This window comes from Ligilactobacillus salivarius (genome assembly GCF_035231985.1).
Lineage (GTDB): Bacteria > Bacillota > Bacilli > Lactobacillales > Lactobacillaceae > Ligilactobacillus > Ligilactobacillus salivarius.
In genome coordinates this window covers 89,699-108,787 of record NZ_CP117983.1, presented here as the reverse complement: position 1 = coordinate 108,787, position 19,089 = coordinate 89,699, and the positions used below count along the sequence as shown (strand labels likewise).

General features: G+C 32.5%; 16 protein-coding genes. 4 read left to right on the top strand and 12 right to left on the bottom strand.

Features of this window, described 5'->3' with window-relative positions; all coding sequences use genetic code 11:
- Positions 1 to 212: 212 nt before the first annotated feature.
- Together PTA89_RS00420 and PTA89_RS00415 are read left to right on the top strand one after the other, a co-directional pair.
- Positions 213 to 1,670, top strand: a complete 1,458-nt coding sequence (locus PTA89_RS00420; RefSeq protein ID WP_081561191.1) for an amino acid ABC transporter substrate-binding protein/permease — start codon at positions 213 to 215, stop codon at positions 1,668 to 1,670.
- A 102-nt stretch (positions 1,671 to 1,772) separates the two neighbouring features.
- Complete coding sequence (locus tag PTA89_RS00415) at positions 1,773 to 1,949, top strand: hypothetical protein (RefSeq protein ID WP_003701498.1); 177 nt, start codon at positions 1,773 to 1,775, stop codon at positions 1,947 to 1,949.
- A gap of 59 nt (positions 1,950 to 2,008) precedes the next feature.
- On the opposite strand, the gene PTA89_RS00410 is transcribed toward PTA89_RS00415, so the two are convergent.
- The 3 genes from PTA89_RS00410 to PTA89_RS00400 form a co-directional block, all read right to left on the bottom strand.
- Positions 2,009 to 2,485 carry a universal stress protein gene (locus PTA89_RS00410; protein WP_003705083.1) on the bottom strand — a complete coding sequence of 159 codons (477 nt, stop codon included), beginning with the start codon at positions 2,483 to 2,485 and terminating at the stop codon, positions 2,009 to 2,011.
- Positions 2,486 to 2,696: 211 nt separating this feature from the next.
- On the bottom strand, positions 2,697 to 4,805 hold the full coding sequence (locus PTA89_RS00405) for an ATP-dependent Clp protease ATP-binding subunit (RefSeq protein ID WP_049153661.1): 2,109 nt from the start codon (positions 4,803 to 4,805) through the stop codon (positions 2,697 to 2,699).
- Between the two features lie 125 nt (positions 4,806 to 4,930).
- Complete coding sequence (locus PTA89_RS00400) at positions 4,931 to 5,161, bottom strand: hypothetical protein (protein ID WP_003705087.1); 231 nt, start codon at positions 5,159 to 5,161, stop codon at positions 4,931 to 4,933.
- 203 nt (positions 5,162 to 5,364) lie between these two features.
- On the opposite strand from PTA89_RS00400, the gene PTA89_RS00395 reads away from it, so the two are divergent.
- Positions 5,365 to 6,723 (top strand): glutamate--cysteine ligase, encoded by a 1,359-nt coding sequence (locus tag PTA89_RS00395; protein WP_324177241.1) that lies wholly within the window; start codon positions 5,365 to 5,367, stop codon positions 6,721 to 6,723.
- A 52-nt stretch (positions 6,724 to 6,775) separates the two neighbouring features.
- On the opposite strand, the gene PTA89_RS00390 is transcribed toward PTA89_RS00395, so the two are convergent.
- Positions 6,776 to 7,495, bottom strand: a complete 720-nt coding sequence (locus PTA89_RS00390) for a gamma-glutamyl-gamma-aminobutyrate hydrolase family protein (protein WP_081538862.1) — start codon at positions 7,493 to 7,495, stop codon at positions 6,776 to 6,778.
- Positions 7,496 to 7,646: 151 nt separating this feature from the next.
- A complete protein-coding gene (locus PTA89_RS00385; protein WP_204759687.1) occupies positions 7,647 to 8,231 on the bottom strand; it encodes a peptidylprolyl isomerase in 585 nt (194 codons plus the stop codon).
- Positions 8,232 to 8,595: 364 nt separating this feature from the next.
- On the opposite strand from PTA89_RS00385, the gene abc-f reads away from it, so the two are divergent.
- Positions 8,596 to 10,068 (top strand): ribosomal protection-like ABC-F family protein, encoded by a 1,473-nt coding sequence (gene abc-f / locus PTA89_RS00380; RefSeq protein ID WP_324177240.1) that lies wholly within the window; start codon positions 8,596 to 8,598, stop codon positions 10,066 to 10,068.
- 88 nt (positions 10,069 to 10,156) lie between these two features.
- On the opposite strand, the gene PTA89_RS00375 is transcribed toward abc-f, so the two are convergent.
- From PTA89_RS00375 to PTA89_RS00345, 7 genes are all read right to left on the bottom strand, one after another.
- Positions 10,157 to 11,479 carry an MATE family efflux transporter gene (locus tag PTA89_RS00375; RefSeq protein ID WP_324177239.1) on the bottom strand — a complete coding sequence of 441 codons (1,323 nt, stop codon included), beginning with the start codon at positions 11,477 to 11,479 and terminating at the stop codon, positions 10,157 to 10,159.
- A gap of 558 nt (positions 11,480 to 12,037) precedes the next feature.
- Positions 12,038 to 13,564: a glycosyltransferase gene (locus PTA89_RS00370; RefSeq protein WP_162607833.1), complete on the bottom strand. Its 1,527-nt coding sequence runs from the start codon at positions 13,562 to 13,564 to the stop codon at positions 12,038 to 12,040.
- Entirely contained in the window at positions 13,561 to 14,736 is a 1,176-nt protein-coding gene (locus PTA89_RS00365) for a hypothetical protein (protein ID WP_087367973.1), read from the bottom strand. The genes PTA89_RS00370 and PTA89_RS00365 overlap by 4 nt, the downstream gene beginning before the upstream one ends.
- Positions 14,737 to 14,745: 9 nt before the next feature.
- A complete protein-coding gene (locus tag PTA89_RS00360) occupies positions 14,746 to 15,618 on the bottom strand; it encodes a glycosyltransferase family 2 protein (RefSeq protein WP_087367970.1) in 873 nt (290 codons plus the stop codon).
- Positions 15,619 to 15,648: 30 nt separating this feature from the next.
- Entirely contained in the window at positions 15,649 to 16,545 is an 897-nt protein-coding gene (locus PTA89_RS00355) for a glycosyltransferase family 2 protein (protein ID WP_087367967.1), read from the bottom strand.
- Between the two features lie 9 nt (positions 16,546 to 16,554).
- Complete coding sequence (locus PTA89_RS00350; protein WP_164479670.1) at positions 16,555 to 17,409, bottom strand: glycosyltransferase family 2 protein; 855 nt, start codon at positions 17,407 to 17,409, stop codon at positions 16,555 to 16,557.
- Between the two features lies 1 nt (position 17,410).
- Positions 17,411 to 19,087, bottom strand: a complete 1,677-nt coding sequence (locus PTA89_RS00345) for an SP_1767 family glycosyltransferase (protein ID WP_162607840.1) — start codon at positions 19,085 to 19,087, stop codon at positions 17,411 to 17,413.
- Positions 19,088 to 19,089 lie beyond the last annotated feature (2 nt).

Here is a 19,089-nt window from a genome sequence, read left to right as displayed (position 1 = left end):
ACCATTAAAAAACAATCTGCTACTTTGTAGTTGGTCAATGCTTAGCAAGTCAATAATTATAATTCCTCAAACTTAATTAAGTCAGTATGTCAATTCGCATACTGGCTTTTTTATATGTTTTTACTTATAGATTAGATTGCACTTTAATAATAAATTGTGGTATTCTTAATGAGATATATTTTAACATTTTATAATTTTCAGGAGTGTCGCCTATGCTAAAAAAAGCATTTATTTTTATTGTCAGTTGCTTATGTACTTTATTAATTTTTACTAACTTGAATAATAATCATGTTAATGCAGACACTAAAACCTACAATATCGGGACAGATGTTACTTATCCCCCTTTTGAATTCGCTAATAAGAATAATCAATATGTTGGAATAGATATCGATTTAATGAAAGCTATCGCTAAAGAAGAAGGATTTAAAGTTAATATTCAACCAATTGGATTTAACTCTGCCGTTCAATCTTTACAATCTGGACAAATTGATGGGGTTATTGCTGGGATGGCTATTACTGATGAACGTAAACAAAAATTCGATTTCTCAAAGCCATACTATAAAACAGGTTTCATCATGGCAGTTGCTAAAAATAGTAACATTACCAGCCTCAAACAACTACGTGGCAAACGCGTTGCTTTAAAAACTGGTACTGCCGCTGCTAACTATGCTCTTTCATTGAAAGACAAATATGGTTTTAAAACTGTAACTTTTGATGATTCCGACAACATGTACAATGATGTTGTTAACGGAAACTCTGTTGCTTGTTTTGAAGATATGCCCGTAATGCAATATGCAATTCAAACAGGTACTAAGTTGAAAATCGTTACTAAACCTGCTCAAAGTGGTTACTACGGTTTTGCAGTTATGAAAGGTAAGAACCAAGAACTTCTACATAAATTTGATGATGGTTTAGCTAAGTTAAAGAAAAATGGTGGTTATGATAAGATCGTAAATCGCTACATCAACCAAAATACAATTGCTGAACAAAAGAAAGCTAACGAAAATAGCAACAATGAACATACCTTTATTGGTTTGTTAAAACAAAACTCTGGCGTTTTCCTTAACGGTCTTTGGAAAACAATCTACCTAACTATTTTGGGTATTATCGGCGCAACTATCTTTGGGATTATCATTGGTTTCTTAGGAGTAATTCCTAACAAGTTCGCTCAAGGAGTTTCAACTACTGTTATTTATATCTTCCGTGGTCTTCCATTGCTAGTACTTGCCCTATTTATCTATAACGGTATTCCTAGCTTAACTGGTACTAAGATTCCAGCTTTCATCGCCGGCATCATCACTCTTACTTTAAACGAAGGTGCTTATACTGCTGCTTTTGTTAAAGGTGGAATTGAAGCCGTTGATAAAGGACAAATGGAAGCTGCTCGTAGTTTAGGATTATCATTTGGTAAAGCAATGAAGAAGATTATATTACCACAAGGAATTAAAATTATGGTTCCTTCATTCGTAAACCAATTTATCATTACTTTGAAGGATACTTCTATTCTTTCTATTATCGGTATTCTTGAACTTACACAAACTGGTAAAATTATCATCGCTCGTAACCTTGAAGGCTTCAAAGTTTGGGCAATTATCGGATTAATGTACTTAATCGTAATCACAGTTTTAACTTGGATTTCTAACTATTTACAAAAGAAAATGAATAGCTAATAAAAAATGTCGTTACTTATAATAAGTAGCGGCATTTTTTTGAAATCTTATTTTTTCTTCGTATTTTAAATAGGTCAAACACACTTTTGAAAGGATGGAATTATGGATAGAATACAAGAAGCAAAAAAATTAGAACGTGAACAGATTATTAAAGAAATCATTCAAAAACTCTCATACAAAGGATATCATTTAAACCGTATTATTACGATTATGCTTGATTTAACTGAGTTCAAAACTTACGAAATTACTAAATGTTATCACGAATTATATTTTAAATAAATTAATTTTTCCAAACAAAAAACTACTAGGTGCCTAAACATCTAGTAGTTTTACTTTTCTTATTTATCTTCTCCGTCGCGGACCTTTGCCATTAAGACATCGCATTTAGCTGTTCTAATTACATAAGATGCAACAGAACCAACAATCATTCTTTGTACAAAGTTCTTACCAGTAGAACCAACTACGATTAAATCATTACCGTATTCTGGTTGAAAATCTTGTGTGATAACTGCTTTAGGATTACCGAAACGTAGGTGAACACTAACCCTATCTGCATCTAGATTATATTCAGCTACAATCTTATCCTTAAGTTTTAACATATAGCCTTCATTTGCTTGTTCAATTTCGTAAATCTTTTGACCGTCAAGAGCAATCCCTGCCCCACCGTATTCAAGAGAATTTAAGTCTAAAACACGTAATACATCTAGATGAGTGTGGTCATTTCTCTTAGTAACTTCAATTGCTGTACGTAATGCTGCGTCTGCCCCTTTAGAACCATCAATTGCAACTAAGACACGTTTGTATTCTTGAGCCATAATAATCATCCTTTCTTTTGAATGCGTTTTATTTATCTAAGTTTATAATAGCCCTATACCCCTAAAAATTCAAGCTTTTTAATGTTTTTCGTCGAATATTCATCACAAATTTTTTCCAATCTATGTAAAAACAGCACCAACAAAACTGCTGTCTTACAGTTAAGTTAGTGCTGTTTAATCCTATATATCTAGTAATTTCTTAGAATTTAAATTATTTATCTGCATCCTTTCTTTCACTGATTACTAATTCGCCATCTTTCATATCAGCTAATAAATGTTTTACATCTACATTATCCAAGTAGAAGTCTGTTACTTTATCACGAATTTGTTGTTCAATGACACGACGTAATGGACGAGCACCCATTGCTTCATCGTAACCTTGTTCGATAAGATAGTTCTTAGCAGCATCAGTTACTACCAAGTCAAGACCTTTCTTAGCCAAAGTCTTGTTTACTTCGTCTAACATCAAATCAACAATTTCTTTCAAATCTTCCTTAGTCAAATGTGAGAATTCAATTACGGCATTGAAACGATTCAAGAATTCTGGACGGAAGTAAGGAGCAATCTTCTTCATAATGTCCTTGTCTTCTTTTTCGTCTTTGCCCATTAAATCTTCGTTACCAAAACCAGCGTTAGATGTTGCGATAATAACTGTGTTCTTGAAGTCAATAGTGTTACCTTGACCATCAGTTAAACGACCGTCATCTAATACTTGAAGTAATAATGTGATTACTTGTGGGTCAGCTTTTTCAATTTCATCTAGCAAGATAATTGAATATGGATTACGACGTACACGTTCAGTCAAAGTGTTACTATTGTCGTCATAACCTACATAACCAGCTGTTGTACCAATCAATTTAGATACGGCAGTTCTATCGGAATATTCTGACATATCCAAACGAATAATCGCATCTTTAGAGCCAAACATATCCAAAGCCAATTGCTTAGCTAATTCTGTCTTTCCGACCCCAGTTGGTCCAACGAATAAGAAACTACCGATTGGGCGATTTCCTTCGTCAAAACCAGCACGATTACGACGGATAGCACGAGCTACTGCATTTACAGCTTCATCTTGACCAATAACTTTGCCCTTTAATCTCTTGCCGATTTCCTTTAAGCGTTCGATATCACTAGCACCCATCTTGGATACAGGAATACCTGTCAAACGTTCTACGGCTTCAGCAACATCATTGACTGTGGCTGTTACTTTTTGAGATTCAGAATGGTTATCAATCTTCTTTTGCAATTCTTCAATCTTTGTCTTAGCATTTAAAGCTGCTTCATAATCTTCCTTGTCAGCAGCTGCTTGTTGCTTTTCTTTTTCATCTTTAATTTGATTTTCTAATTCTTTAACATCTGTAACAGGATGCTTTGCAGCAAGATGTGCAGCCGTCATATCTATCAAATCAATAGCTTTATCTGGCAAACTTCTTTGTGGTATATATTGAATTGAGTAGTCCACAGCAGCCTTTAAAACATTATCTGGCAATACAACATTGTGATGCTTTTCGTACAAGTTTCTAATACCTTGTAAAATCTTAAATGTATCTTCTGGACTTGGAGCATTTACCGTAACTTGATTGAATCGACGTGCCAAAGCTGCGTTCTTCATAATGGTATTACGATATTCATCTTGAGTTGTAGCACCAATAACTGTGATTTCACCTCTAGATAAAGCTGGTTTCAAAATATCAGCTAAACCTTTAGAGCCGTTGTCACCGCCCATACCACCAGCACCTAAGATTTGATGGATTTCATCAAAGAATAGGATCACATTTCCTCTATCTTTAACTTCCTTAATTAAGTTTTGAATATTTTCTTCAAAGCTACCACGATATTGTGTACCAGCTTCTAAGCCAGAGATATCAATACTGATAATTTCTTTATTCTTAATTGAAGCAGGTACATCGCCATTCACAATTGCTTGTGCCAAGCCTTCAACAACTGCTGTCTTACCAACACCAGCATCCCCTACTAGAACAGGATTGTTCTTCGTACGACGTGCTAAAATTTCAGCAGTCTCTTGAATTTCTTTGTTACGTCCAATAACTGGATCTAACTTGCCTTCACGAGCTTCTTGAGTTAAGTTACGTCCTAATTTAGCTAAAATTCCATCTTTATTTGGAGCTTTGCCTTGACTTGTCATTTGATTATTATTTGGTAATTTTCCGGTCTTACGATATTGAGCAAATTCTTCTGGGGTCACTTCACGACCATTAATTAAATAACGACGTTCAGAATTAATACCATTCATACTTCCCATCAATTCATTAAAAATATCATCCATATTATTAAAGTTATCAAAAGGTGTGTTATTCATAAAGAATCCCTCGTTTCTGTTATTTTCTTATTCTTAATTTATTAATTTGTGCAACCAAAATAGCCCCTAAATTAACAACGACGACTGCTGGAAACTTACGGACTTATGGTACTGCGACTATTCATCTAATTATCATCACTCAAATAATGCTCTTCAAGTTCTTTCAATACTTGCCACATCGCTTTGTTTTGCGATTGTGCCAAAGCATCCAAATCTCTTAAATTCAGAGATGTCGCACTTGTTTGCTTCTTGTTGAATGACTTGTGCAAGGTCGTGTACCCATAACCTGAATATTTGGAAACTTGATAAATCGTCAGCTCCTTGGAGTCCAAGTAAGCTTTGATATCAATCTTCATATCCATCACTTCCTTACATTTTTAATTATACCACTTTTGTGATATATAACAAGTGTAAAATACCAAAAAAGTGAAATAATTTTTTTAATCAAATAAAAAATTGATTGTTAGCGATTTTATTTCAAAAAACACTTCATTTTTAATCTTTTTATAGTATAATGCTAATAAAATTAAAAATTATCTAATTATACAGAGGTGATATTATGTTTAGTAAGATAGGTCAATTAATCTTTGACAATGAAGCTGTCGCTAAAACTTCCGATTTTACTATGGGATTAGAAATTGAAATGCAACGTGTTGATGATACCGGACATCTAAGCCAGGAGCCTTATCCGTCAGCTATTGGAGATGAGAAAACTAACCCTTGGATTACAAATGATTTCTTAGAAACAATGTCTGAGGTTGTAACACCTGCAGCTAGTCACGCACTTGATGCAATGCATTATCTTTACGCCATCAATAATGTTCTACGTTCTGCATTAGCTCCAGGAGAACTACTCTGGCCACTTTCAATGCCGCCTAAATTGCCTAAAGATAAAAGTACAATTCAAACTGCTAAAATGGGACCAGTAAAAGAAGCTTATCTCAAGGAATTCATCAAGCGTCACGGCTTTTCCAAGGGTACTCCATGTGGTGTCCATATTAATTTGAGTATTGATGATCATATCATTGACTTGGTTTTAAAGAATTTTCCTGAGCGTTTCAAAAATAGAATTGAAGTCCAGAACTATCTTTATACTGTTTTAGCTCAAGGCTTTATGCGCTATCGATGGCTTATTACATATCTTTTTGGTGCTAGTCCAATTGCTGAAGCCAACTATTTCGACAAAGAAGATGAACTTCCCCATCCTATTAGAAGTATTCGTCAGAGTTCTTATGGCTTTGGTACTCGATTTAGTGGCTGCTTTGTTGATGTTCAAAAATATGTTAAACGTATTGAAGAAGGACTTAAACAAGGAGTATTGATTGCTGACCATGATTTCCATAGCCCCGTTCGTTTTAAAGGGACTAAAGATTTCAGAGATCTTCCTAAAAAAGGTGTTCAATATCTTGAATTAAGAATGTTGGATCTTGACCCTAGTAGTTCTGTGGGCGTTAGAACTGGCACTCTTCGCTTTATTCGTCTACTCTCTAGTTATTTCATCATGCACCCTGCTTTAAAGGCTGATGATGTCGACCAAGTTCTCGGTAAAGCTGATGAAATGAATGAAGATGTATCAGTAGAATTACCTACTGACCAATGTAAATATCAAAATAAGGCTCGTGCTTTTATCAAGAGTCTTGAACGTTTTGCGAATCAAATCCAGTTAGGACCAGAATATCAAGAAATTCTTGAAGATTTAGAAGATAGAGTTGAAAATCCTAAGACAACTCCTAGTGCTAAATTATTAAGCTACGTTGAAAATAATTCTTTAGAAAAATATGCGTTAAGACGTGCCAAACGTTATCAAGAAGCTGCTTTAGAATCTATCTATCAATTTAAAGGCTTTGAAGATGACGCACCTATGTCTGCAGAAGATTTAAAACGTGAATTATTCTATGGTAATTGGGAAGTGCAATAATAACAAAAGCTGTATGAAAAGTAATATTAATTACAATTCATACAGCTTTTTTCTAGTGCTTAGCTCTTTCAATAAAGTCAGCGAATATCTTTTGAGAATATTCATAATGCTTAAACATATTTTCTGGATGCCATTGAACAGCTAAAATTTGGTTATTTTCTTTTGATTCAATTGCTTCAGGCACTCCATCGTCGGCAAAGGCAGAAACACGTAATGTTGGTGCAATTTTCTTTAGTAACTGATGATGTCGAGAATTTACATAAGGTCGCTTCCCTACTAAAGAATAGAGACGACTATCTTCTTGTACATTGACGTGATGAGAAGGAAAATTTCCTGGTGCATCTTGAGAATGTTTGATTGTTGCTTCTGGATTTTCAGATAAATCTTGATATAAAGTTCCCCCTAAACCAACATTTATTAGCTGTAATCCTCGACAAATTCCCATAATTGCCTTATCAGCTTTTAAGGACTGTTTCAGTAATTCAATTTCAAATAAATCTCGCTTACGATAAGTTGCCCCTAACTTTTGATGAGGTTCCTCTCCAAAAAATGTTGGATCAACATCAGCTCCTCCTGCAAAAAGAACTCCGTCAAAAAGGTCGAGATAATCTGGTACCAATTCTGGAGAAACACTCGGAAAAATAACCGGAACCCCACCTGATTTAACAATTGCTTCAATTACCGGTTTAGGCGCATAGGGTGACATTCTTTCATTAATAACATTTGTTGCTTCTGTTAGCGTATCAGCTGGAATTGCTATTCTTGGTCGCATCTTAATTCCTACCTTTCTAAAATAATCTTTTAATGAAAATATCATATTTTTCTAACAAAATCAACATATGTTTATCACAACATAAAAAAAATCCCTCAATCATTAGCTTTTCAACTAACAATTAAGAGATTCTCTAAAAACTAATTTTTAATTACTCAGCAATTTCAACTGTTTCAATTACAACGTCTTCTTTTGGTTTGTCAGCCATATCTCTTTCAACTGCTGCAATTTCATCAACTACATCTATGCCAGATGTTACTTGTCCAAAAACAGTGTGGCGATGATCTAACCAAGGTGTACCACCATTTTCATAGGCAGTGATGATTTCTTTTGGATAACCAGCTGCTTCCATTTGTCCTGCCATTTGTGCTGGTACGTTTTGGTTTTGAACAATGAAGAATTGACTTCCGTTTGTAGCTGGGCCAGCATTAGCCATAGATAAAGCTCCACGAATGTTGAATAATTCATTTGAAAATTCATCTTCAAATGGTGCTCCCCAGATACTTTCGCCACCCATACCTGTTCCAGTTGGGTCGCCACCTTGGATCATGAAGTCGTTGATAACGCGGTGGAAGATTACTCCGTCATAGTAACCTTTCTTTGCTAAACCAACAAAGTTTTCAACTGTCTTAGGTGCTTGTTCAGGGAAAAGTTGGATTACAATTTCACCATGATTTGTTTTGATTGTTGCCTTTGGTCCTTTTACATTTGCCAAATCTAATTGTGGATATGCCATTCTAAAAATGTCTCCTTTATTAATTAATCTTTCAAAATTATATCATGAATGACTTCAAATCAGAAATAAGTTCTACTTTTCAAAAAATTATCCCTATTACTTGACCTCAATCTTTTTTTCATTTATTCTATAAGTATCTTATATCGAACGGAGGTATCAGTCCATTGAAGAACTAATTCTGACTAACAAATTTAATCTCGTAAAGCCGAGTGTTTATTTTTGTGGACAGAATTTAGTTTAACATGGATTGGTATGCCTTGTGCTGTAAAGGCGTAGTTTCTTTATGGCATACTATTATTCATATTATTACCCCTGAGTCTGTCCACTGTGACAGGCTTTTTATTTTACTCAAGGATGTGATAATATGTCGACAATCTCGATTAAAAACCTTTCTTTTGCTTATAACGGTCAAGATCTACTCTTTGATAATGTTTCCCTATCACTTGATAGCCAATGGAAATTAGGACTGCTGGGACGCAATGGTCGTGGTAAGACCACCCTTTTAAATATTATTCAGGGAAAGCTGGATTACAGTGGTAAAATTAGCGCTAATATAGATTTTGAATATTTCCCTCAAATAATCAGTGATAAAGAAAATCTAACTTTGTACGCTATTCAAGATAAGTTTCACGTGGAACAATGGGAACTGGAAAAAGAATTTTCGCAACTTCAATTGGATCCTAAAGTGTTGTGGCAACCTTTCAATACCCTTAGTGGTGGCGAACAAACTAAGGTACTGCTAGCTCTAGCTTTCAAAAATAAGGACAGTTTCGTTTTACTTGATGAACCTACTAATCATCTAGATGCACATACACGTCAACAAGTTGCTACATATCTGAATAATAAGAAACAAGGATTTATTATTACTAGTCATGATCGCGATTTTCTCAATCAAGTTATTGATCATACACTTGTGATTGAAGCTCAAAATATTCGCTTGCAACAAGGTGATTATGCTAGATATGAGGAACAAAAAGCGATTGAAGATAAGAGCAATCTAGCTCAAAATGAAAAACTTAAACGTAGTATTTCCCAACTTAAAACTTCTGCTGCTCAAAAGAAGAATTGGGCTCGTAGTGCTGAACGTGAAAAGGAGAATAACTCCCATGCTGATAAAGGCTTTATAACTGCCAAGGCCGCTAGAGTTATGAAACGTTCAACTACTATGCAAAAACGCATAGAATCTCAAATTAAAGATAAAGAAGGCTTACTGACAAATATTGAAACTATTACCCCATTGAGTATCAACTTTCAAACTAGTCATCATCAAGATATCTTGAATGTTGAGAAACTTACTCTTACTTACCCAGGATATGATAGTTTGTTCAAACCGATTTCTTTCAATCTAAAACAAGGACAACAAGTAGTTCTCAAGGGTGATAATGGTTCAGGAAAATCTTCATTAATCAGGGCTATTTTGAAACAAGATGATATTAAGATTATTGAAGGAAATATTTCTCTAGCTAGCAATCTAAAAATCAGTTACTTGCAACAATTAGAAGATAATAACACTGATAATCTCAAACAATTCGCTGAACATCATCACTTGGAATATAACGAACTTCTAAATATTCTGCATAAATTAGGCGTGGAACGTAATACCTTTACTAACCGCATCTGTGACTTAAGTGCTGGTCAAAAGAAGAAAGTTTTCCTTGCAAAAAGCTTGCTAGAACCAGCTAATTTATACCTTTGGGATGAACCTTTGAACTATCTTGATACTTTCAATCAGGACCAAATTATTGAGTTAATTAAGACGTATCGCCCTACTATGCTGATTATCGAGCATGATAGTCGCTTTATTGATGAAATTGATGCAGAAGTTGTTGAACTGTAAAAATTATAGTTAGTCTTTATACATCAAAAAAATCCTAAGCTCATGAAGTTTAGGATTTTTTTACATAACAAGTTCTTAGCATTTTTCTTTACTTAAATTTTCGAAAATCTTTCTGATAAATTAAATAACCAATCACACAGGTTAAAATATCTGCAACTGGTTGTGCCATTACTACTCCATGGTAGCCGAGAATTTTAGCCATTACTACCATACTGATGAAATATACCACGCCTTGACGAGAGATCGACATCACCAAAGCACTCCAACCTTTCCCAGCTGATTGAAAAACAGTAGTATAAACCAAGATAGCTCCAATAAATGGCGTTGTTAGTAGACAGACTCTCAACATATAGGAACCATCAGCAACAATTTGTGGATTATTCATAAACAACTTAATTACAAATGGAGAAAATACAATCAAAACCAAAGAAACAATAATTGCATAAATTACTTCCACCTTAAAATCATAACGTAAAACTTCACGGAATCTCTTTGCATTCTTGGCTCCATAGTTATACCCAATCAATGGCTGAGCTCCAAAAGCAAAACCTACCAAGACAAGTGTTACAATCCCATATACTTTTTGCGTAATTCCCATCGCCGCAACCTTGTCATTACCATAAATAACAAGATAGTTATTTAGTAAAGCCATCCCAAATGTCTGCATGAAATTAGTAACAGAACTTGGAATTCCAATTGCGATAATCTCTTTAAAATGATGCCAGCTAACCTTAATGTATTTGAGATTGAATGACAAATACTTGCTATCTTTCCAAGTAAAGTAGATTAGTAATCCTGTATTTAGTGCATATCCTAAAACATTGGCAAATGCTACCCCAGCAGCACCCCACTTAAATCCAAATAGGAAAATCGGATCTAAAATGATTGCTAGTACTGTTCCAGAAATTGTCGCTATCATTGACTTAACCGCAAGTCCTTCTGTTCTAATCATGTTACCTGGAACTAATGACAATGTGATAAAAACCGAGCCGATTACTAATACACGATAAAATTCAGCTGCATATTGGTAAGTCTGAGCATTAGCTCCTAGAAGATGCATGATAGGTGTTTCAAAAACTAATAACAATACTGTCAAAATAATCGTAAAAATTATATCTCCATAAAAACTAAAGCTACTTACATGCTTACTTTCTTCATATCGTTTTTGTCCAAATAGTCTTGAAATTAAGGCACTTCCACCTAAGCCAAAAATATCACCGATTGCTAGCATAAACATAAATAGTGGCGAACTTACAGTAATTCCTGCCACTAAATCAGTGTTTCCAGTCTTAGCAACAAAATATGTATCAGCGATATTATATACCATACTAATAATCATACTAAACACTACTGGCAATGCTAGTTGATAGTAGACTTTTTTGACTGGAGCTTTTTCAAAAAGTTCTTCCAAAATATCACCTCAAAATTTAGTTATCTTTTCATATTATCACTATTTTAGACTTTTCGTAAGAAATTTTTAAGCAATTACAACGCTCGATTTAACAAAATTCACTCCAAATTCGGTGTAATAAATAATTTATCGGTGCAAAATTCGCTATTTTTGCACCGATAATCTTTTAATTGCACTGATAATTGGCATAAAATAATAGAGAAAAATTAATGTAAACAGCCCTAGACCGCCACAGTCTAGGGCTATTTTTACGCTTATCGTAAAAATTTCTAAGCTACCATTGGACTAAAATTGAAAATAAATCTATTTTTAGTGATGCATACATTTCTAGAACTCTATCAACCCCCGATTAAATGATTACTCATCCTTTTTTATGTTATTTTATACTTCTAAAATTTTTTTATACTCCTTTATACTTTGAGTCAATTTCCTTCTAACAAACAAAACACACCCTTTAATCAGGTGTGTTCTAATTATTATTCAACTAATTCACTTTTTAGCTTATCTAATTTAGGATTCCAACTCTCTGAAAGCTTACCCATAGCTACATTATATTTACTATCTCTCTAATATTCTTTCTATAATATCATCCCATTTTTTTCCAATATTAGTGCGTAAATATGGAATGGCTGAATTATATGATTTTTCACTTAATTTTACTAAATTATCTTGCTCATATATTGTAGTAATTTTTTTTGCCATAAAATCTGTTAGACGATGAATATTTTTGCTAGCTGGAACTAAATATCCATTTTGACCATCAGTAATGAGCTCTTGATTACCATAAGGAACATCTAGTCCTACTACCGCCAAACCACTCCCCAAAGCTTCTAAAGTAGATATACCAAACGTTTCCCAAACAGATCCTGTAATAAATACTTCATAATTTGTCAACAATTTTCTAACGTCATAAGCAAAGCCCTTAAATTTAACATAATCTTCAGCATGATACATCTTTATCATATATTGTAACATTGATACATAAGCCACATCCGAATTAATATTTCCATAAATATCTAAAGTGATGTTAGGATTCTTTTTATGTGCCTTAACAGTTGCTAAAATAGTTACTTCTAGTCGCTTTCTACTATCTATTCTTGAAACTGTTACTAGCGAATGAGGAATTCTTTTAGACTCTGGATATTGTAATTTTTCCAAAACTCCAGGGGCAATGTCAGTTACCTGAACATTAATTCCCTTCAATTTATATAAATCTTTTTGTAGCTTTTGTGCTTGTATCTTAGTAGGTGTAACAAATAGATCAACTCTATCAGTGTAATTAAATAAAGTATCATACTCTGGAGTAGTTCCTGTCTGAGAATTATTATCTAGTGTATTTTCAAACATATGCTCACTATGAACATTACAAATTATTTTTGCTGGTTTTGAAATATCTAATAACATTGGAAAATATTCTTTATACCAGTCAAACACTAGAACATCTTTTTTAGTTAGATTCAATTTTTCAATAAAATATGCTAGTAACTCGTTTTTTGAATACTTAACTAAACCGTTACTAAAGACGTACATATCTTCATCTGTAAAATGCGTATATACTTCTGAACCATCTTGATTATAAAATACTCGTTTATATACTGCTGCATATAGATTTTGACCATCAAACTTTGGCGTATAATATTCAGTATATGCTTTAGCCGAACCATAAAAGTCTGCTTTAACTAAATAACCATTATAAAGAAACATTACTTTTTGAACTTTATCATTCTCAAATTCAATATAGATAGTTTCTCCACCTTTATAGTAAGTATGTTTCTGATCATTACTTTGTTGACTAGCAAATATAAAATCTTCTGCTTTAAATTTAGCTTCTACATTTTCTAAAGGAACTTTCCAAAGTAAACTTTCTAAATCAGTGAAATATTGGTACATAGAAATGATATTTTGAACATGAAAACCTATCTTCAAAGAAAATTTCAAATCATCGATTGTAGGTAAATCAATGAAAACAGCTTTATTATCAATATGTTGGGCAGTTAAACTTTTTTCTCTATCTGCTTGTGCAATCTCAACACCACCCTTTAAACTATTATCATCTGATGGTAATTGAAATGTATATACTGTCATTTTACTACCTGCTTCCATTCTGATATATTTTTATTCACTAATTTTTTTTGTTGTCTCAATTCCTCTTGATAATCAATTTTTCCACTAGCTATATTCTCTATATAAGTAGTTAGGTTTTCAAACTCGTGTGATTTATAGATATTCTTATCCAACACTAGTTCTGGTCTATGTCTTACATTATCAAATGTCATGATTAGATTATTAGCAAAATACGCTTTTTTTACCATGTCTAATTTTTCATCATAAAAATCATGATTAATATCTAGGTAAATACTTGCTTCATCTAATAATTCTTTTGATTTTTCTTCAATATTAGACAAACCATAAAATAAAATTACATTTCTGTGTAGCTGTAAATTGATTAGTTTACCCGACATTTTTGTTCGTGCTGAAATATAAAACATAATGTTAGGTAATGTTTTTACCAAATTTTCAATTTGTTCCAAATTCTCTGAATCTGTATGCACATAAGCAATTGGACGCCATATTTTTTTAGGAAACATATGCAAATAATTCAGCTTTTCTATGTTATTTTCCCTATCAAATAATAAATACTTGGCTTTAACTGGTAGTTTTTCAGCTATACTATGATTATTTGTAATTAGCTTATCAACTTGATAGCCTTTTTGAGACCAATAATCTACCACTAAAGTTTCATAATCTGGATACAGTTCTTCTTTATTCATAAATTGAACTGCATTAGTAGTAATGTTTTCCATTATTATAACTTTCTGACTATGTGAGTAATAAGTTCTCGATACCATCTTATCGTTATTAAAATCTTCACTCATATATCTCCAACCATATTGATTATAGTAATCTTTCCTTACTTTTCTACCTTGATTATTTAACCAAATAATTGCCTTAACTACACCATTTGTACTTGTTCCCTGAAAAACTATTTTTCCCCTAGCCATTCCAGATTCAGTAAAAATAGTATCACCATATATATTAAAGTTTTTAGGCATAGGAATATTCCACTTCAATAATGAAGGAGTCATACGTGCTTTTTCAGTATCATAAATTAGATCATCAAATATACTTGTTATACCATCATCGAAGAACCCTCTAACGCGTAATAGCATAACATCTGATAAACAATCTAAATATTTAAAAGTCTGTAACTGATCTTCTATCTCTTGATTATCATCTAATAGTACTATTTTCTCCATATAATCTCCCTAAGCTAGTTCATCTCTAAGTTGATCTAATTTTGGACGCCAATTTTCTGACAATTGACTTTTCGTTTCTTGATAAACCTTATTCATGTATTGACGACATAAATCTTTGACTTCAGGCACTTTAAAGTTCATTATCTCAGTAATCATCATCATTTCATCTAATACTCGTTGCTTATCTTCATAGTCAGCCAAAATATCTCTATCACCTAAAGTTACTCGTTCATCAATTATATGATGATTGTACAATTCTTCTCCATCAACCACAATATTATTTGTGTGTAAGTATAACTTATAAGTTGTAGCCATATCTTTATTAATAAATTCCTTAGGATACATTACCCCTAAATGAGTTCTCATACTTACAAGTTTACCCCAACTATAAAAGAATGATGTCCAGTGACTTAAGAAGAGTAACAATGCTCTATATTTATCAATATTTGTATATTCATTATCTTCCAGTTCTTCAAAGTATGGCTTTAAATTAACTGATTGACTGAATTCTTTTTCACGGTATTCTTTAAATCCAGATATTACAATATCAGCGTTACTCTTATTTTGAATATCTACTAAATGTTGTAAATAGTCCGGTTCAACACTATCAGTTGCTTCAATCCAAGTGATAAAATCTCCGTCTGCCTCGCGCAAAATTAGATTTCTTGTATCATCAATTCCCTTATGATTTTGATGATAATATCTAATCTTGTCACTCTTTTGAGCGTATTCGTAACAAATATTATATGAACCATCTGTTGAACCATCATCTACTAATAAAACTTCAAAATCTTGGAATGTTTGATTTAGAATTGAATCTAAACATTCTCTTAAATATTCATTTGCGTTATAAACAGGAACTCCTAGACTTACTTTTACCATTATTTTCCCTCACTTATTTTTTTATATTAGCTAGTTTCTATTCTTTTCAAATAGTTTCTTATGTCTTGAAATAAAACTTCGATATCTTTCTTGTTGATTATCATCCCAGCTACTATCAACACTTTGTAATTGTTTATCTAACCATTCAGAGTATAAACTATGAAAATAATCCACTTCATAATCAGCATTTTCTATATAATACATAAACTTTTCTAGGTTAGTTATCTGCATCACTTTTCCTTCAAAGATCTTCTTGAAGTTAGCTGCACCATCTTGTGTTATACTCCCCGAACGAATTCGATATACATAACCCAATTCTGGGATACCCACTATTTTTTTTGAGTTTAGGTATAATTTAAATTTATTTCCTTGATCTTCATAGTTTAATCCTTCTGAAAAAACCACACCTTTATAAAGTTTTGCATCCATAATATTTCCCCAAACTGAAATTAATGCGTATATCCCCCAGAAAACATCAGACATTGCAATTTTTTTAGGTATTACATGGTCTGGAAAGGCACCATACTTATCCTGGTGACTTCCCATATAAAATTCATCATTCATAAATGTTTTGATGCCAATACATACTATATCAGCACCAGTCTTTGCTTGCGTACTAACTAATCTTTCTAAATAATCGTTTTCTAGCCAATCATCGCTATCTAGCCAAGCTATAAAATCACCAGTCATATGCTTCAAACACGTATTTCGCGCACCTGCTAAGCCTTTATTTTCTTGATGATATAGCTTAAAACGTTCATCTTTGGATACGTATTCTTGACAAATTTCAAAGGAATTATCTGTCGAACCGTCATCAACCATAATTACTTCAAAGTCTTGAAAACTTTGCTGTCTAATAGAATCTAGACACTGACGTAACCACTGATCAACATTATATACTGGTACTCCAATACTTACTTTTACCATATTATTACCTCAACTCAATCGTCTATGCTTTACTAAATATTTTCTGATTTTTTCATTACTATTTCGATCAATTTCATTATTTAACCAATCACGATATAAAGATTCGAAATAATCAAATTCAAAATTTGCTAATCTTAAATAATATAGTAACTTTTCATAATTACTTATAGTCATCTTTATTCTTTTTAATTCACTGGTATCTCGCATAATATTTTGAGTTAAACTTTCTCCATGAACTCTGTAAATGTATTTTGCTTGATCACTTAATACAATATCATTAGCCTGTAAGTATAATTTAAACTTGTTTCCTGTATCTTCAAAAGTATTATCTTCCGAAAATACAAAACCTTTATATAATTGAGCATTAACTAGATCGCCCCAAACAGTAATAATTCCATATTTCCTTACGAAAACATCTGAAATTGCGACTTTTTTTGGTAAATTATAGTTAAATTTACCGTATAGTGTTTTAAAATCTGCAACATACATATTATCGTTTCGATAACTTTTAAACCCCATATGAATAATATCTGCATTAGTGTTTGTTTGAAGATTAACTAGAGTTTCTAAATAATCTTTCTCAACCCAATCGTCACCATCTATCCAAGCTACAAACTCCCCATACATATGTTTTAGACATGTATTTCTTGCTGTTGCAACACCAAAATTACTTTGGTGATATAACTTAAATCGACTATCTCTAAATACATATTCTTGACAAATCTCAAAAGAGTTATCTGTTGAACCGTTGTCAACCATGATTACCTCAAAATCTCGAAATGTTTGTTGTGAAATAGATTCTAAACACTGATTAAGATACCTACCTACATTGTATACTGGCATACAAATACTTAATGCTACCATTTTAATTATCCCCACTTATATCTGCAATAACTTGTTTGTTATATACATCGTTATTCTCTAGAACAACACCTGTATCAAGGTTATTCTCGGCTGTATGCTTATTTTTTAAAGCTACTTTTTCAGTTGCTCCCATTTTAAACCATTCATATTCAGAATCTATGTGTCCAATATCTATAGCTTGATATCCCAATTGAGATAAGTCATAAGCCAGCACTTTTGCTGTCGGCCCTAACATTAAAAGGATTAACTTTCCTTGTCCATATTTTCGAGATAACGATAATAACTCTGAATATTTATCAAATGCATTTTTAGAAGGTGCAATAATCCTTTCAAGTGACTCTACTCCTTCAAATAAATCATTTCCTACACCTGAACGTGTTAGCTTTCCCTCAATAATTAATACATTTTTATTTTTCCATATACGCTTAAGTTTCTTGAAATAACTTTGTGATTTGGTCTTATCTACCATATCCATATAAGGTCTAGAAATGAAGCTATTCCCAAGCCACTGTGTTTTTTCGCCTAAATTATCTAATAAATTTTTATTCCAAAATATAAATTGCTTCCAAAAATCTTGTGAAGTCTGATTATAATCGTATGAATTAGTAAATACATCTGTCATACACACTACTAATTTAGGTGAACTTTGAACAAATAATATTTCTTTTAGTCGTCTAGCTAATTCTTCACGATACTCTTGATAAACAATTCCTTGTCCAGAAATCAAAAAAATTTCTCCATCACCGAAACGAGCTACTGAAGACTGGTTTTCCAAAATATAGTCTAAAGTTTCACCAATTCCTAAGACATTGATTTTATGTTGAGGGGTCATTAAAGTTTCTAATTCTTTTTTCCCTGTCTCTGTGAGTTCAGGCAATAAATGATTATAAACTAAATTCAAATGTTGCCTACTTATATTCTTTATTTCAAACGTTCCATAATTCATTAACTCGCTGAATAGTACTAGTTCCTCTAAGGCTTGCTTTCTATCTTGATACATTTTTAATAATTCGGCATCTTTTTTATTTGTAGTCATTATATTTCTGTGATTATACAACGTTTTCCCTGTTACTACTGTACTCTCTGCGCGTAAGTATATTTTTTCAAGAGTTGATAAATCTGAGCTAGTATCTTCATACCATATTCCTTTATATAGATTTTTTTTAATTAGTTTACCCCAATTATAGTAAAAAGATAACCACTGACTTAAAAGTGATATTAAGTTTTGGTATCTATAAATATTTACATATTGTTTCTTTTTTAATTTTGAAAAATACGATTGTAACCTTACTTCCTGTACAAACTTATCATTTTTATACTCTTTACTTCCTGAAATCACTATCTCTGCTTGACTTTGCTTTTGAATATCTACCAAATGTGCAAGATAATCCATTTCAATTGTATCTGTTGCCTCAACCCAGGCTATATACTTTCCTCGCATATATTTTAAGCAAATATTCCTTGCATTAGCTAATCCCTTATCTTCTTGATGATATAATTTAAATCGTTCATCTTTAAGTACATATTCTTGGCAAATTCTAAACGAATTATCAGTTGATCCACCATCAACCATAATTACTTCAAAATCTTGAAAACTTTGCTGTCTAATAGAATCTAGACACTGACGTAACCACTGATCAACATTATATACTGGTACTCCAATACTTACTTTTACCATTT

Bases quoted from the DNA above. Each gene is read 5' to 3' on its own strand.
- PTA89_RS00350 (WP_164479670.1), bottom strand. From the start codon at position 17,409: ATGGTAGCATTAAGTATTTGTATGCCAGTATACAATGTAGGTAGGTAT.
- abc-f (WP_324177240.1), top strand. From the start codon at position 8,596: ATGTCGACAATCTCGATTAAAAACCTTTCTTTTGCTTATAACGGTCAA.
- PTA89_RS00400 (WP_003705087.1), bottom strand. From the start codon at position 5,161: ATGAAGATTGATATCAAAGCTTACTTGGACTCCAAGGAGCTGACGATT.
- PTA89_RS00410 (WP_003705083.1), bottom strand. From the start codon at position 2,485: ATGGCTCAAGAATACAAACGTGTCTTAGTTGCAATTGATGGTTCTAAA.
- PTA89_RS00355 (WP_087367967.1), bottom strand. From the start codon at position 16,545: ATGGTAAAAGTAAGTATTGGAGTACCAGTATATAATGTTGATCAGTGG.
- PTA89_RS00405 (WP_049153661.1), bottom strand. From the start codon at position 4,805: ATGAATAACACACCTTTTGATAACTTTAATAATATGGATGATATTTTT.
- PTA89_RS00370 (WP_162607833.1), bottom strand. From the start codon at position 13,564: ATGACAGTATATACATTTCAATTACCATCAGATGATAATAGTTTAAAG.
- PTA89_RS00390 (WP_081538862.1), bottom strand. From the start codon at position 7,495: ATGCGACCAAGAATAGCAATTCCAGCTGATACGCTAACAGAAGCAACA.
- PTA89_RS00365 (WP_087367973.1), bottom strand. From the start codon at position 14,736: ATGGAGAAAATAGTACTATTAGATGATAATCAAGAGATAGAAGATCAG.
- PTA89_RS00420 (WP_081561191.1), top strand. From the start codon at position 213: ATGCTAAAAAAAGCATTTATTTTTATTGTCAGTTGCTTATGTACTTTA.
- PTA89_RS00395 (WP_324177241.1), top strand. From the start codon at position 5,365: ATGTTTAGTAAGATAGGTCAATTAATCTTTGACAATGAAGCTGTCGCT.
- PTA89_RS00360 (WP_087367970.1), bottom strand. From the start codon at position 15,618: ATGGTAAAAGTAAGTCTAGGAGTTCCTGTTTATAACGCAAATGAATAT.
- PTA89_RS00345 (WP_162607840.1), bottom strand. From the start codon at position 19,087: ATGGTAAAAGTAAGTATTGGAGTACCAGTATATAATGTTGATCAGTGG.
- PTA89_RS00385 (WP_204759687.1), bottom strand. From the start codon at position 8,231: ATGGCATATCCACAATTAGATTTGGCAAATGTAAAAGGACCAAAGGCA.
- PTA89_RS00415 (WP_003701498.1), top strand. From the start codon at position 1,773: ATGGATAGAATACAAGAAGCAAAAAAATTAGAACGTGAACAGATTATT.